This is a genomic window from Pantoea dispersa (genome assembly GCF_035783935.1).
Classification (GTDB): Bacteria; Pseudomonadota; Gammaproteobacteria; order Enterobacterales; family Enterobacteriaceae; genus Pantoea; species Pantoea dispersa_C.
In genome coordinates, this window is record NZ_JALKOV010000012.1 from 148,536 (window position 1) to 163,818 (window position 15,283).

Sequence of the window (15,283 nt, forward strand, 5' to 3'; positions counted from 1 at the left end):
GTTCGTCAATTGACTTAAATTGCCGGTAACGTGCGGCTAACTATCGGAAATTCATCGAATTTAATTGACAGGAAGCGGGATAAGTTATTCTTATTATCAAATCCCGGATAATGACGGGGCAATTTGCTGATTTCACAGTGAAATGCCCCATCTGTTGATCATCAATGGCAAAAATGCTGCACAACCTGAGTGATAAGCGCATGAGTCGGCTTAATAAATGCGGTATCAATAAACTCGTCCGGTTGATGCGCCTGATTGATGGATCCAGGCCCTAACACCAGCGTCGGGCACAACTGCTGAATAAACGGTGCTTCGGTGCAGTAATTCACCACTTCAGTTGGCACGCCCAGCAGCTGCTCTACCACTTTCACCAGTTCATGATCGGCCGGACACTCGTAGCCGGGAATCGGCGGATGCAGCTGACCGACGGTCAGACGGCCCGGCCAGCGCGCGCTGACCGGTGCCAGCGCTTCATTCAGCAAGCCATCAAGATCGCTCAGCGTCAGTCCCGGCAGCGGACGGATATCCATATGCAGCTCACAGCAGGCGCAGATGCGGTTCGCCGCGTCGCCGCCGTGAATGTGGCCAAAGTTCATGGTCGGGTACGGAATGGCAAAGCCGTCGTGGTGATAGCGCTCTTTCAGCGTATTACGCAGCTGCATCAGTTGAGTAATGGACTCATGCATAAGCTCAATGGCGTTCACGCCGCGCGCCGGATCGCTGGAGTGACCGGATTGCCCCTGAATGCGGATGGCGTGCGACAAGTGGCCTTTATGCGCGCGCACCGGCTTCAGCGACGTCGGTTCGCCAATGATGGCGCAGTCCGGCCGCAGCTGGGTCGATTCAGAGAAGTATTTCGCGCCGGCCATCGTGGTCTCTTCATCGGCGGTGGCGAGGATGTACAGCGGCTTGCTCAGCTTCGTCACGTCAACGTCACGCAGCGCATCAAGAATAAAGGCAAAGAAGCCTTTCATATCGGCGGTGCCTAAGCCGTACAGCTTGTTGTCATGCTCGGTCAGGGTGAAGGGATCGCGCGTCCAGCGGCCATCGTCGTACGGTACGGTGTCAGTATGGCCCGCCAGCAGCAGGCCGCCAGCGCCGCTGCCGCTGCGTGCCAGCAGGTTAAATTTGTGGCGCGTGCCCGGCACCGGCTGGACTTCCACGCTGAAGCCGAGATCGCGGAACCAGCCCGCCAGCAAATTGATTAAAGTTTCATTGCTCTGATCCAGCGCGCTGTCGGTGGCGCTGATCGACGGTGTGGCAATCAGCTGGCGGTAGAGTTCGATAAAAGGTGGAATTTTTGTCTTCACTGTTGACGGTCCCTGCGTTAGGATGTATCAATATTAATGCATTAATAGTGAATAAAAATACATTAACGTCGTCTGCATGTGAACTGAAAAAACTGCAAACGGCATCGTGGGCAACGGGGCAAGGCCGCGACCCGATACGTGTGACTGTAATAAGGTATACAGCCTGATGTTGAATACGCTGATCGTTGGTGCCAGTGGTTATGCTGGCGTAGAGCTTGCCACTTACCTGAATCGCCATCCGCATATGAACATAACCGCTTTGGCGGTTTCAGCGCAAAGCCCGGATGCCGGAAAGTTACTCTCCGATCTGCATCCGCAGCTGAAAGGCATCGTCGATTTGCCATTGCAGCCGCTGAGTGATGCCGCAGAGTGGGCCGGCAAGGTCGATGTGGTGTTCCTCGCCACCGCTCACGAAGTCAGCCACGATCTGGCTCCGGAATTTCTGAAAGCCGGCTGCGTGGTGTTCGACCTGTCAGGCGCGTTCCGCGTGAACGACGACGGCTTTTATCAACAGTATTACGGTTTCAGCCATCAGCATCAGGCGTGGCTCGACAAAGCCGTTTACGGCCTGGCCGAATGGAACCACGCGCAGATTAAAGACGCGCAGCTGGTGGCGGTGCCGGGTTGCTATCCGACGGCCGCGCAGCTGGCGCTGAAACCGCTGATTAACGCTGGCCTGCTTAATCCGGCTCAGTGGCCGGTCATCAATGCCACCAGCGGCGTCAGCGGTGCCGGGCGTAAAGCCAGCGTCACCACCAGCTTCTGTGAAGTCAGCCTGCAGCCGTACGGCCTCTTCAATCACCGGCACCATCCGGAGATTGTCGCCCATCTCGGCACGCCGGTAATCTTTACGCCGCATCTCGGCAATTTCCCGCGCGGCATCCTGGAAACCATCACCTGTCGTCTGAACGCCGGCGTGAGCCAGCAGGATGTGGCGGCCGCCTTCCACAGCGCCTACCACGATAAACCGCTGGTGCGGCTGTACGACAAAGGCGTACCGGCGCTGAAAGCGGTGGTTGGCCTGCCGTTCTGCGATATCGGCTTTGCCGTGCAGGGCGAGCACCTGATTGTTGTCGCAGCGGAAGATAATCTGCTGAAAGGCGCCTCCTCACAGGCGGTGCAGTGTCTCAATATTCGTTTCGGCTTCCCCGAAACGCTGTCTCTGATTTAACGGACGGATAACCTGACCATGAGCAATCCTCTGATCATTAAGCTGGGCGGTGTACTGCTGGATAGCGAAGAAGCGCTGGCGCGTCTGTTTGATGCCCTGCTGGCGTACCGCACGCAGCACCAGCGCCCGCTGATCATTGTCCACGGCGGCGGCTGCCTGGTGGACGAGCTGATGAAGAAACTGGCGCTGCCGGTGAAAAAGAAGAACGGTTTGCGCGTGACGCCAGCCGATCAGATCGACATTATTACCGGTGCGCTGGCCGGCACCGCCAACAAAACGCTGCTGGCGTGGGCGAAGAAGTACGGCATCGGCGCGGTGGGTTTGTGCCTTGGCGATGCGGGCCTGGTGAATGTGGCGCAGTTCGATGAAGAGCTGGGTCACGTGGGCAACGCCACGCCGGGCAATCCGCAGCTGCTGAATACGCTGCTGGACGCGGGCTATATGCCGGTGATCAGCTCGATTGGCATCACCGACGGTGGCGAACTGATGAACGTCAACGCTGACCAGGCTGCAACTGCACTGGCCGCGACCATCGGTGCCGATCTGGTGCTGCTGTCGGACGTCAGCGGTATTCTCGACGGCAAAGGTCAGCGCATCGCCGAGATGACCGCAGCCAAAGCCGAGCAGCTGATCGCCCAGGGCATTATTACCGATGGCATGATTGTGAAAGTGCACGCGGCGCTCGACGCGGCGCGTACGCTGGGCCGCCCGGTGGATATCGCCAGCTGGCGCCATGCTGAACAGCTGCCAACCCTTTTTAACGGCGTGTCGATTGGCACCCGGATTCTCGCATAATCAAGGATTACGACATGAGCACGCAAAACATCAAAAAAATCGTTCTGGCTTACTCGGGCGGTCTGGATACCTCGGCCATCATTCCCTGGCTGAAAGAGAATTACGGTGGTTGTGAAGTGGTGGCGTTCGTCGCCAACATTGGTCAGGATCCGGCCGATCTGGAAGGCGTTGAGAAGAAAGCGCTGCAGTCGGGCGCGTCTGAGTGCCACGTGGTCGATCTGCGTGAAGAGTTCATTAGCGACTACGTTTATCCGGTGCTGCAGACCGGTGCGCTGTACGAAGGCACCTATCTGCTGGGTACCTCAATGGCGCGTCCTATCATCGCCAAAGCGCAGGTTGAGCTGGCGCTGAAAGTGGGCGCGGACGCGCTGTGCCACGGCGCAACCGGTAAAGGCAACGATCAGGTGCGTTTCGAAACCACCTATACCGCGCTGGCACCGCAGCTTAAAGTGGTCGCGCCATGGCGTGAATGGAACCTGCGTTCACGTGAAGCGCTGCTGGATTATCTGAAAGAGCGCAATATCCCGACCACCGCATCGCTGGAGAAGATCTACAGCCGTGATGAAAACGCGTGGCACATCTCGACCGAAGGTGGCGTGCTGGAGAGCCCGTGGAACGCGCCAAACAAAGATTGCTGGGTGTGGACCGTCGATCCGCTGGAAGCGCCGGATCAGCCAGAAAACGTCACCGTTAGCGTGGAGAAAGGCCGGGTGGTCGCGGTAAACGGCGAGAAACTGAGCCCGTTCCAGTGCCTGGAAAAACTCAACGTGCTGGGTGCGAAACACGGCGTGGGCCGGATTGATATCGTGGAAAACCGTCTGGTGGGCATCAAATCACGCGGCTGCTATGAAACGCCTGGCGGCACCATCATGGTCAACGCGCTGCGTGCGGTAGAGCAGCTGGTGCTGGATCGCGATAGCTTCAAATGGCGTGAGCAGCTGGGTCAGGAGATGTCTTACGTAGTGTATGACGGCCGCTGGTTCGCGCCGCTGCGTCAGTCAATCCAGGCGGCTGCCGAATCGCTGGCGGAGCTGGTGAACGGTGAAGTGGTGCTGCAGCTGTATAAAGGTCATGCCACGGCGATCCAGAAAAAATCAGCCAACAGCCTGTACTCAGAAGAGTTTGCCACCTTCGGCGAAGACGAAGTGTACGATCACCGTCACGCGGGCGGCTTTATCCGTCTGTTCTCGCTCTCTTCACGCATTCGCGCGCTGAACGAGCAGAAGAAGTAACACCGCGGCAGGCGACATATTTTGCAGGGGCGGCTTCGGGCCGCCCTTTGTTTAACAGATTCAGGAGCAAGCAGATGGCACTTTGGGGCGGACGTTTTTCGCAGGCGGCAGATCAACGGTTTAAACAGTTCAACGACTCACTGCGGTTCGACTACCGCCTGGCGGAGCAGGACATCATCGGTTCGGTGGCCTGGTCAAAAGCGCTGGTAACGGTAAACGTGCTGAGCAGTGAAGAGCAGCAGCAGCTGGAAGCCGCGCTGAATGCGCTGCTGGCTGACGTGCGCGCCAATCCGCAGCAGATCCTGCAGAGCGATGCCGAGGATATTCACAGCTGGGTGGAAGGCAAGCTGATCGACAAAGTCGGCGCGCTGGGCAAAAAGCTGCACACCGGGCGCAGCCGTAACGACCAGGTGGCGACCGATCTCAAACTGTGGTGTAAAACGCAGGTGGCACTGCTGCTGGAAGCCACGCGCGAGCTGCAGTCAGCGCTGGTGGCTACCGCTGAAGCCAATCAGGATGCCGTGATGCCGGGCTACACGCACCTGCAGCGGGCGCAGCCGGTGACGTTTGCCCACTGGTGTCTGGCCTACGTTGAGATGCTGGCGCGCGACGAGAGCCGTTTGCAGGACACCCTGAAGCGGCTGGATGTCAGCCCGCTGGGCTGCGGCGCACTGGCCGGTACTGCTTATGAGGTTGACCGTGAGCAGCTGGCCGGCTGGCTCGGCTTCGCGTCTGCCACGCGCAACAGCCTGGATACCGTGTCAGACCGCGATCACGTGCTGGAGCTGCTGTCAGATGCCTCAATTGGCATGGTGCACCTGTCGCGCTTTGCTGAAGATATGATCTTCTTCAACACCGGTGAAGCCGGCTTTATTGAGCTGTCCGATAAAGTGACCTCGGGCTCATCGCTGATGCCGCAGAAGAAAAACCCGGACGCGCTGGAGCTGATCCGCGGCAAGTGCGGTCGCGTGCAGGGCGCGCTGACCGGCATGATGATGACGCTGAAAGGGCTGCCGCTGGCGTACAACAAAGATATGCAGGAAGACAAAGAAGGGCTGTTCGATGCGCTCGATACCTGGCTTGACTGCCTGCATATGTCAGCGCTGGTGCTGGACGGTATTCAGGTGAAGCGTCCGCGCTGTCAGGAAGCCGCTGAGCAGGGTTACGCCAACTCAACCGAACTGGCCGATTATCTGGTGGCCAAAGGCGTGCCGTTCCGCGAAGCGCACCATATTGTCGGCGAAACCGTGGTGGAAGCGATCAAACAAGGCGTCGCGCTGGAAGCATTAAGTCTGGCGCAGTTTAAGCAGTTCAGCGCGGCGATCGAAGAGGATGTTTATCCGGTGCTGTCGCTGCAGTCCTGCCTCGACAAGCGTAACGCGCGCGGCGGCGTAGCACCGCAGCAGGTGGCGCTGGCGATTGGCGAAGCGAAGCAGCGCTTAAACCTGGCGTAATGCGCGCTCGGAAATTTCTTTGGTAAAAAGAGACAATTCTTGATCGGCCTGGCGTGAAGAGTTCTTAAAGTGTGCTCGCAGTTAATTTGGAGAACATAAATGAGCACTTCACGCTTTGGCTACCCTTTCTTTCCTCTGGAGCCGGCCGTTGAAAACCAGGTTCCTGTCACCTTCGATTCCGCCTCGGTGCAGGACGGTGGTTTTATCGTCAATGGCGAAATCACGCGCGATACGCGCCCTGCGCTTAACGGCTATGCCGGCCGTGGCGTCACGCTTGAGTGTTACCACAATGGCGAGTTAGTGGGCAGCACGCTCAGCGATGCTCAGACCGGCTACTTCAGTTTTACGCTGCCCGCCGCGCTGGCCGGGGGCAACCATCAGTTTGTGGCACAGGTGGCAGCCGCGCCACAGGTCGCCAGTGCGCCCTTCACGCTGATCGTTCAGGATGCGGCTTTTGTGCCGGTTACGCTAACCGCCATACACAGCGGCACGCAGTTTATCTGGCCGCAAGAGGTGACGACGGAAATCCATCCGACCTTTTCCGGTAAAGGCCAGCCCGGCAGTCGGGTTGAGCTGTTTGATAACGACGCGCCGCTCGGCAGTGCACCGGTTGGTAGCGATCATACCTGGACGTTTACGCCGTCTCAGGCGCTGGGCGCTGGCGAGCATCAGATTACAGTGAAATGCGGTGCAGGGAATGTCAGTGCGTCGGTCAGCCTGATTGTGGCGGAGGATGTTACGGCGGATGACGCGCGGCTGATGGAGCTCAGCGGCCTGCATCTGCACGATCTGCTGGCCAGCGTGCCGGTTAACCTGTTTCAGGACGCGGAGCTTAACCCGACTACGCAGCAGTATGAGCTGGTGCTGAATAATGACGATCTGCAGCAGGAGCTGACGCACTCCGGCATCGCTGGCCACTCACTGGTGCTGACCGAGCAGGATCTGCAGCAGTTGCTGGGGGATGTGCCACTCTGATGCAGAGGCAAAAAAAAGCGGGCTTTGAGTAGCCCGCCAACCTCTAGCTTCGGAATTACATATAGTTATAGGCACATCATCAAAGGGCTGGCACTCCCGGCCAACACAGTGATTTCGTGAGCAGGTTGCAGGTGCTGCTCCGGATCGTTGTTGTTGCCTGTGTGACGCAGTGGCTTTAACAATCCGTGGTCTTAATCAGATGGCCGGTATTATTCCTGTTCACCGCTTGATAGGGCTAATCGTTCATTGCTATTCTATCTATCGCCACGGGCTATCGTGGTTTGGAGGCTATCAATGAACATTCGTGATCTGGAATATCTGGTTTCGCTGGCGGAACATCGCCACTTTCGTCGTGCCGCTGATGCCTGTCATGTCAGCCAGCCGACCCTGAGCGGGCAGATTCGCAAGCTGGAAGATGAACTGGGTGTGATGCTGCTGGAACGGACCAGCCGTAAGGTGCTGTTTACGCAGGCTGGGCTGCTGCTGGTGGATCAGGCGCGAACCGTGCTGCGTGAAGTCAAAGTACTGAAGGAGATGGCCAGCCAGCAGGGCGAAACCATGTCCGGGCCGCTGCACATTGGTCTGATTCCGACCACCGGTCCCTATCTGCTGCCGCATATTATTCCGATGCTGCACCAGACCTTCCCCAAACTCGAAATGTATCTGCACGAAGCGCAAACGCAGCAGCTGCTGGCGCAGCTCGACAGCGGCAAACTCGACTGTGCCATTCTGGCGCTGGTAAAAGAGAGCGAAGCTTTTATTGAAGTGCCGCTGTTCGATGAGCCAATGAAGCTGGCGATCTATCAGGATCATCCGTGGCACGATCGCGATCGCGTGCCGATGTCAGATCTGGCCGGTGAAAAATTGCTGATGCTGGAAGATGGTCACTGTCTGCGCGATCAGGCGATGGGCTTCTGCTTCGAAGCCGGCGCTGATGAAGATACCCATTTCCGCGCGACCAGCCTGGAAACGCTGCGCAACATGGTAGCCGCTGGCAGCGGCATCACTTTGCTGCCGTCGCTGGCGGTGCCGAATGAGCGCGTGCGTGATGGCGTGTGCTATCTGCCGTGCTACAAACCGGTGCCACAGCGCACCATCGCGCTGGTTTATCGTCCGGGATCGCCTCTGCGCAGCCGCTATGAGCAGCTGGCAGAAGCAATTAAAACCCACATGCAGGGTTATCTGGACCGTTCGTTAAAACAGGCGGTTTAAGCCGTTTAACGCCGCCACGCGGTAGGCTTCGGCCATGGTGGGGTAGTTAAAGGTGGTGTTCACGAAGTACTCAATCGTGTTGCCGCCGTTCTTCTGCTCCATGATGGCCTGGCCGATGTGAATGATCTCCGCCGCGCGCTCGCCAAAGCAGTGAATACCCAGAATCTCTTTGGTTTCGCGGTGGAACAGGATCTTCAGGCTGCCGACGTGCATGCCGACAATCTGCGCGCGCGCCAGATGCTTAAACTGCGCACGACCCACTTCATACGGCACTTTCATCGCCGTCAGCTGCTGTTCGGTTTTGCCGACAGAGCTGATTTCCGGAATGGTGTAAATCCCGGTCGGGATATCTTCAATCAGGTGCGCGGTGGCTTCCCCTTTGATGATCGCCTGCGCGGCAATGCGGCCCTGATCGTAAGCGGCAGAGGCCAGGCTCGGGTAGCCAATCACGTCGCCCACCGCATAAATGTGCGGCTGCGCGGTCTGATACATGCTATTCACTTTCAGCAGTCCACGGCCATCGGCTTCCAGTCCGACGTTTTCCAGCGCCAGTGAATCGGTGTTACCGGTTCGACCGTTCGCGTACAGCAGGCAATCGGCTTTGACCTTTTTACCGGACTTGAGGTGCATGATGACGCCATCGCTGACACCTTCAATCTTCTCAAACTCTTCGTTGTGACGAATCACCACGCCGCTGTTCCAGAAGTGATAAGAGAGCGAATCAGACATCTCCTGATCGAGGAATGCCAGCAGGCGATCGCGGGTGTTAATCAGGTCAACCTTGACGTTAAGGCCGCGGAAAATCGACGCGTATTCACAGCCAATCACGCCCGCGCCGTAAATGATGACGTGGCCAGGTTCATGATGCAGGTTGAGGATGGAGTCGGAGTCGTAAATGCGCGGATGGGTAAAATCAACGTCTGCCGGATGATACGGGCGGGAACCACAGGCGATGACAAACTTCTCTGCGGTTAAGCGCTCGCGCGTGCCGTCTGGCTGTTCCACTTCGATGGTGTTGGCATCAACAAAATGGGCGTCGCCCTGATACAGCTCACAGCGGTTACGCTCATAAAAGCCCTGACGCATGGCAGTCTGCTGGCTGATGACGTTCTCAGTGTGATTCAGAATGTCGGCGAACGAAGAGCGCAGGAGTCGGGTGTGATCGCTATAAAGAGGGTTTTGATTGAACTCGATGATACGGCTGACAGCGTGACGCAGAGCTTTGGAAGGGATGGTTCCCCAGTGAGTACAACCGCCGCCGATGTTGTGGTAGCGTTCGATCACTGCAATGCGCGCTCCCTGCTTCACCAGCCCCATCGCCGCACCTTCGCCGCCCGGACCGGAGCCAATCACAATGGCATCGTAATCGTAAGACTTTTGCATACCAGTACGTCCTATGTTTCTATACATTTTTACAACGAGATTCTAACATCTCGCCGCGCACATCTGAATTCTAACAGCGTAAATTGGCAAAGTTTGACAATCAGTGAGGTTAACAGGCGGTCACAAACTTTGCGCCGCTGTACGCTGAAAAGTTTGTTATAGTGCCTGCCTGATTACTCACAAGGCCGGGAAAATGGGCGTTCGAGCGCAACAAAAAGAACGTACACGACGTTCACTGATTGAAGCGGCATTCAGTCAGTTAAGTGCAGAAAGGAGTTTTGCCAGCCTGAGTTTACGCGAAGTGGCACGCGAAGCCGGCATTGCGCCGACCTCGTTTTACCGTCACTTCCGCGATGTGGATGAGCTCGGCCTGACCATGGTCGATGAAAGTGGCCTGATGCTGCGCCAGCTGATGCGCCAGGCGCGCCAGCGCATTGCCAAAGGCGGCAGCATTATTAAAACCTCGGTCGCCACGTTTATGGAGTTCATCGGGAACAATCCCAACGCTTTTCGTCTCTTACTACGCGAGCGCTCCGGCACCTCAGCGGCCTTTCGTGCGGCAGTGGCGCGGGAAATTCAGCACTTTATCGCTGAGCTGGCCGACTACCTTGAGCTGGAAAACCGCATGCCGCGCAGCTTTACCGAAGCGCAGGCCGAAGCGATGGTCACCATCGTGTTCAGTGCGGGCGCAGAAGCGCTGGATGTGGATATCGAACAGCGGCGCAAACTGGAAGAGCGTCTGGTGCTGCAGCTGCGGATGATCGCCAAAGGCGCTTATTACTGGTATCGCCGGGAGCAAGAGCGCCTGGCCGTTACCCTGGAAACCCCCGAAGAGTAATGTGATAAGGATAATGAAATGATTGAGCAAAACCCTCGCGATAAAGGAACGCTGTTACTGGCTTTTATCACCGGTTTAGCTATCAACGGCTCCTTTTCGGTGCTGTTCAGCACCTTTGTTCCCTTTTCGATTTTCCCGCTGATCGCCCTTGGCCTTGCCGCGTGGTGTCTGCATCAGCGCTATCTTAACCGCAACATGCCGGACGGCATGCCTTCGCTGGCAGCGGCATTCTTTCTGCTGGGGATTCTGGTGTACAGCGCTCTGGTACGTGCCGAATATCCGGATATCGGTTCTAACTTTATCCCGACCATTCTGATGGTGGCGCTGGTGTTCTGGATCGGCATGCGCTTCCGCCGCGGCAAGAACAAGCACTGAAAACAATAACGGGAACCGCAGGGTTCCCGTTTTTTTTAGGCTTTGCGCGTCAGCAGGACACCGCATTCCATATGATGGGTGTAAGGGAACTGGTCAAACAGCGCCAGCCGCGTGACCGCATGCGTAGCGCTCAGTACGCTGAGGTTGTCGCACAGGGTCTGCGGATTGCACGAGATATAGAGAATACGCGGATAGGCCTGCACCATCTTCACCGTCTCATCATCCAGCCCGCTGCGCGGCGGATCGACAAAAATGGTCTCGCACTGATAGCTATTGAGATCAATGCCTTCCAGGCGGTTAAAGCTGCGCACGCCGTTCATCGCCTGGGTAAACTCTTCGGCCGCCATACGAATAATTTGCACGTTGTCGATGTGGTTGGCCGCGATGTTGTACTGCGCCGAAGCCACCGACGGTTTGGCGATTTCCGTCGCCAGTACCCGGCGGAAATTACGCGCCAGCGCCAGTGAAAAGTTGCCATTGCCGCAGTACAGCTCCAGCAGATCGCCGCGCGAATCTTGCGTCACGTCCAGCGCCCACTCCAGCATCTGAATATTCATCGCCGCATTCGGCTGGGTGAAACTGTTCTCTACCTGACGATAAATCATCTCCTGGCCGGCCACTGGCAGGCGCTCATCGACGTAATCGCGATCGAGGCAGATTTTAGTTTTGGTGGCGCGACCAATCAGCTGCACATCAAACCCTTCTGCACGCAGGCTATCGCGCAGCGCAGTGGCGGCTTCGGTCCAGTCGGCTTCCAGCTTGCGGTGATACAGCAGTGAAATCACGATCTGGTTGCTCAGGGTAGAGAGATAATCGATCTGGAACAGTTTGAAACGCAGCGCGCGATTATCGCGGATCGCGGCGATCAATTTTGGCATCAGCGCATTGATTAACTGACTGGCCGCCGGAAACTGATCAACACGGATACGCTGTTTGGTCTCCTGATCAAAGATGATGTGGTAGAGATCGTCACCGTCGTGCCAGATGCGGAATTCGGCGCGCATGCGGTAGTGGCTGACCGGCGAGCGGAACACTTCCACGTCGGGCGCAGCGTAGGGTGCCATCATCGCCTGTAAGCGGCTGACTTTTTCCGCCAGTTGCGCGTCGTATTGTTCAATCGGGAGCTGTTCGGGTGTCATCTTTAATCCTGGTGTTAAGCCTGCCTGCCGGGCGATTGTAGGGATTCACCTGCTGATGTCCAGCCCCATGCAGCGCAGGCAGGCTGGCAGTCTGGATTTCCGGCCTTCTTAAACGTAGACTGCGGCAGCCGGCCTCCTTGAGTTAAAAGGGAATCCAGTGTGAATCTGGAGCTGACGCGCAGCGGTAAAAGAATGTCGTGGTGATCGCAATTGCAGACACTGTCCTCGCGGATGGGAAGTCTTCACCACTTATGATTCCCAGCCCGAAGACCTGCCGGTGTGACGTCGCAACTTCTGAGATCATCGCGTGCTATCGATCCCGGACCTGCGGCATCCTGCTTCGTCTTTTGGATGCTATAACAATGAAAACAACACACGCTTCGCTGTTTGCCTTCAGTGCAACGGCGCTGTCGCTCTGGGCGCAATCTGGCTACGCGCAGCAGAATGATGATACGCAAATCGTTACCGCTAACCGGTTTTTGCAGCCGGTCTCTTCCGTCCTCGCGCCGACGACAGTCGTCACCCGCGACGATATCGATCGCTGGCAGGCGAAAAGCCTGACGGACGTCATGCGTCGCCTGCCCGGCGTGGACATCGCGCAGAACGGGGGTCTCGGTCAGCTGAGCTCGCTGTTTGTGCGCGGTACCAACTCCAGCCACGTACTCATACTCATTGACGGTATCCGGCTAAACCAGGCGGGTGTGTCCGGATCATCCGATTTGAGCCAGATTCCGCTGTCTCTGGTGCAGCGCATCGAATATGTGCGCGGTGCGCGCTCGGCGGTGTATGGCTCCGATGCAATTGGCGGCGTGGTGAACATCATTACCGGTCGTGATAAGCCGGGCACGACACTGAGCGCCGGCGTGGGCTCGAAAGGCTATCAAAACTATGAAGGTTCTACCCAGCAGCAGCTGGGCGCAGCCACGCAGCTGACCATGGCGGGCAACTACACCTATACGCGCGGCTATGATGTGGTGGCCAATCTGCCGGATGTGTATGGCGATCCGGCGCAGAAAGATCGCGACGGCTTCATGAATAAGACACTGTATGGCGCGCTGGAGCACCAGTTCAGTGACGGGCTGAGCGGCTTTATTCGCGGCTACGGTTTTGACAACCGTACGGCCTACGATGGCACCTACAGCTACGATAACAGTTTCAACATCAATGGATTAAACGATACCCGTCAGCTCTACAGCCAGACCTGGGACAGCGGCCTGCGTTATAGCAACGACATTTACTCGACGCAGCTGATCGCCAGCTACAGCCGCAGCAAAGACTATAACTATGATCCACGTACTGGCCGCTACGGCCCGTCGACCACGCTGGATGACAGCAAGCAATACAATGTGCAGTGGGGCAATACGTTGCAGGTGGCGCAGGGCAGCGTAAGCGCGGGCGTGGACTGGCAAAAACAGACCACGGAACCCGGCACGGCTTACGTGGCTGACAGCACCGAACTGCGTAACACCGGCATTTATGCCACCACCCAGCAGCAGCTGGGCGGCGTAACGCTGGAAGGCGCGGTACGTGGGGACGACAACAGCCAGTTTGGCTGGCACGGCACCTGGCAGGGTGGAGCGTCATGGGCGTTCGTCGATGGCTACAGCGTGTTTGCCAATTACGCGACGGCGTATAAAGCGCCGCGTCTCGGCCAGCTGTATGGTTCCTATGGCAACAGCGACCTGAAGCCGGAAGAGAGCAAACAGTGGGAAGCGGGCTTCTCCGGCCTGACCGGGCCGGTAAACTGGCGCGTATCCGGTTATCGTAACGATATCGATAATCTGATTGATAGCGATCCCACCACGTATATCTATTACAACATCGATAAAGCGCGCATTAAGGGCGTGGAAGCCACGGCGTCGTTCGATACCGGTCCGCTTAGCCATCAGATTTCTTACGACTATGTCGATGCGCGCGATGCTGAAACCGATCAACCGCTGGTGCGCCGTGCGAAGCAGCAGGTGAAATACCAGCTCGACTGGACGATATATGAATTCGACTGGTCACTGACCTATTATTATCTCGGCGATCGCTACGATACGGATTACAACCACGCCTTTACCCCGCAGCGCGTTAAACTGGGCGGTGTAAGTTTATGGGATCTGGCAGTTTCGTATCCGGTCACATCACAGCTCACCGTTCGTGGTAGAATTGCCAACCTGTTCGATAAAGACTACGAGACAGTGTATGGCTATCAAACTCCAGGAACGGAGTACTATCTCAGCGCCAGCTACAGCTTCTGATCTGCGTCCCACCGTGCTGGTGTTTGACTCCGGCGTTGGTGGGCTCTCCGTCTATGATGAGGTCCGGCAATTGCTGCCGGGCCTGCACTATCTCTATGCCTTCGATAATGCCGGCTTCCCTTACGGTGAAAAAAGCGAAGAGTACATTGTTGAGCGGGTCGTGGCGGTGGTGGATGCTATTGTGCAGCGCGTGCCGCTGGCCTTAGTTGTCATCGCCTGTAACTCCGCCAGTACCGTATCGCTGCCCGCGCTGCGCCAGCGGTTTGCTTTTCCGGTGGTCGGCGTCGTGCCTGCGATTAAACCGGCTGCGCGCCTGACGCGTAACGGCGTGGTCGGCCTGCTGGCCACGCGCGGCACGGTGAAACGGCCTTACACTCATGAGCTGGTGGCGCAGTTTGCGCGTGAATGCAAAATCGAGATGCTGGGCTCGGCGGAACTGGTCGAGCTGGCGGAAGCCAAACTGCACGGAGAAACAGTGGCGCTGGACGATGTACGGCGCGCAGTGCAACCGTGGCTGCGGATGAAAGAGCCGCCGGATACCGTGGTGCTGGGGTGTACCCACTTCCCGTTGTTACGTGAAGAGTTGCAGCAGGTGTTACCGGATGGCACCCGGCTGGTGGATTCCGGCGCGGCCATTGCACGACGTACCGCATGGTTATTAGAGCACGAAGCGCCTCAGGCACGCTCCAGCGGACAGAATGTGGCGTTTTGTACGCGTATGGATGATGAAGTGGTGCAATTGTCACCGGTTTTGCAGCGTTATGGCTTCCCGCTGCTGGAAAAACTGGCGATTTGACGGGGTTTCGCCGAAAAAAACAGCACTCGAAAATTAATTTGCATTTAGCCCTTGTCAGCCCGAAAGAACTCCCTATAATGCGCCTCCACTGACACGGCACAACGGCTTACGAAGCGCCCTGTTAGTGAGGTGGCCTTTAACGGCAACCTTCAGAAAAGCAAAAATAAATGCTTGACTGAGAAAGCGGAAAGCGTAATATACGCATCCCGCGCCGCTTGAGAAATCGCGGCACCGCTCTTTAACAATTTATCAGACAATCTGTGTGGGCACTCGCAGGATTGATATCACAAGCCTACGGGCTTTAAAAAATATCAAGTCTTTGCTGAGTGAACACGTAATTCATTACGAAGTTTAATTCAC

General features: G+C 57.0%; 13 protein-coding genes and 1 riboswitch. Of the genes, 10 read left to right on the forward strand and 3 right to left on the reverse strand.

Going from position 1 to position 15,283, the window contains the following annotated elements:
- Positions 1 to 161: 161 nt before the first annotated feature.
- Entirely contained in the window at positions 162 to 1,310 is a 1,149-nt protein-coding gene (argE, locus tag MXF20_RS20470; RefSeq protein ID WP_325971157.1) for an acetylornithine deacetylase, read from the reverse strand.
- A gap of 166 nt (positions 1,311 to 1,476) precedes the next feature.
- Here argE and argC point away from each other — a divergent pair, with 166 nt between their 5' ends.
- From argC to oxyR, 6 genes are all read left to right on the forward strand, one after another.
- The gene (argC, locus tag MXF20_RS20475; protein ID WP_325971158.1) at positions 1,477 to 2,481 is read left to right on the forward strand and encodes an N-acetyl-gamma-glutamyl-phosphate reductase; all 1,005 of its coding nucleotides are present in this window, start codon (positions 1,477 to 1,479) and stop codon (positions 2,479 to 2,481) included.
- A gap of 18 nt (positions 2,482 to 2,499) precedes the next feature.
- Positions 2,500 to 3,276 (forward strand): acetylglutamate kinase, encoded by a 777-nt coding sequence (gene argB / locus MXF20_RS20480; protein ID WP_152390318.1) that lies wholly within the window; start codon positions 2,500 to 2,502, stop codon positions 3,274 to 3,276.
- 14 nt (positions 3,277 to 3,290) lie between these two features.
- Positions 3,291 to 4,508, forward strand: a complete 1,218-nt coding sequence (locus MXF20_RS20485; RefSeq protein WP_325971159.1) for an argininosuccinate synthase — start codon at positions 3,291 to 3,293, stop codon at positions 4,506 to 4,508.
- Positions 4,509 to 4,582: 74 nt separating this feature from the next.
- The gene (argH, locus tag MXF20_RS20490; RefSeq protein WP_325971160.1) at positions 4,583 to 5,962 is read left to right on the forward strand and encodes an argininosuccinate lyase; all 1,380 of its coding nucleotides are present in this window, start codon (positions 4,583 to 4,585) and stop codon (positions 5,960 to 5,962) included.
- A 99-nt stretch (positions 5,963 to 6,061) separates the two neighbouring features.
- Positions 6,062 to 6,937 carry an Ig-like domain-containing protein gene (locus MXF20_RS20495; protein ID WP_325971161.1) on the forward strand — a complete coding sequence of 292 codons (876 nt, stop codon included), beginning with the start codon at positions 6,062 to 6,064 and terminating at the stop codon, positions 6,935 to 6,937.
- Between the two features lie 294 nt (positions 6,938 to 7,231).
- On the forward strand, positions 7,232 to 8,149 hold the full coding sequence (gene oxyR, locus MXF20_RS20500; protein ID WP_021506826.1) for a DNA-binding transcriptional regulator OxyR: 918 nt from the start codon (positions 7,232 to 7,234) through the stop codon (positions 8,147 to 8,149).
- On the opposite strand, the gene sthA is transcribed toward oxyR, so the two are convergent.
- The gene (gene sthA, locus MXF20_RS20505) at positions 8,132 to 9,532 is read right to left on the reverse strand and encodes a Si-specific NAD(P)(+) transhydrogenase (RefSeq protein WP_021506825.1); all 1,401 of its coding nucleotides are present in this window, start codon (positions 9,530 to 9,532) and stop codon (positions 8,132 to 8,134) included. The two genes, oxyR and sthA, sit on opposite strands and share 18 nt — an antisense overlap.
- Before the next feature lie 193 nt (positions 9,533 to 9,725).
- Here sthA and fabR point away from each other — a divergent pair, with 193 nt between their 5' ends.
- Both fabR and MXF20_RS20515 read left to right on the forward strand, forming a co-directional pair.
- Entirely contained in the window at positions 9,726 to 10,370 is a 645-nt protein-coding gene (fabR, locus tag MXF20_RS20510) for an HTH-type transcriptional repressor FabR (RefSeq protein WP_031279587.1), read from the forward strand.
- Positions 10,371 to 10,388: 18 nt separating this feature from the next.
- On the forward strand, positions 10,389 to 10,745 hold the full coding sequence (locus tag MXF20_RS20515) for a YijD family membrane protein (protein ID WP_325971162.1): 357 nt from the start codon (positions 10,389 to 10,391) through the stop codon (positions 10,743 to 10,745).
- Positions 10,746 to 10,780: 35 nt separating this feature from the next.
- On the opposite strand, the gene trmA is transcribed toward MXF20_RS20515, so the two are convergent.
- Entirely contained in the window at positions 10,781 to 11,884 is a 1,104-nt protein-coding gene (trmA, locus tag MXF20_RS20520) for a tRNA (uridine(54)-C5)-methyltransferase TrmA (protein ID WP_325971163.1), read from the reverse strand.
- Between the two features lie 112 nt (positions 11,885 to 11,996).
- Positions 11,997 to 12,178, forward strand: a riboswitch (cobalamin riboswitch).
- A 68-nt stretch (positions 12,179 to 12,246) separates the two neighbouring features.
- Between trmA and btuB the strand changes: the two genes are divergently transcribed.
- A complete protein-coding gene (gene btuB, locus MXF20_RS20525) occupies positions 12,247 to 14,127 on the forward strand; it encodes a TonB-dependent vitamin B12 receptor BtuB (protein ID WP_325971164.1) in 1,881 nt (626 codons plus the stop codon).
- Positions 14,072 to 14,923 carry a glutamate racemase gene (gene murI / locus MXF20_RS20530; protein WP_325971165.1) on the forward strand — a complete coding sequence of 284 codons (852 nt, stop codon included), beginning with the start codon at positions 14,072 to 14,074 and terminating at the stop codon, positions 14,921 to 14,923. The genes btuB and murI overlap by 56 nt, the downstream gene beginning before the upstream one ends.
- Positions 14,924 to 15,283 lie beyond the last annotated feature (360 nt).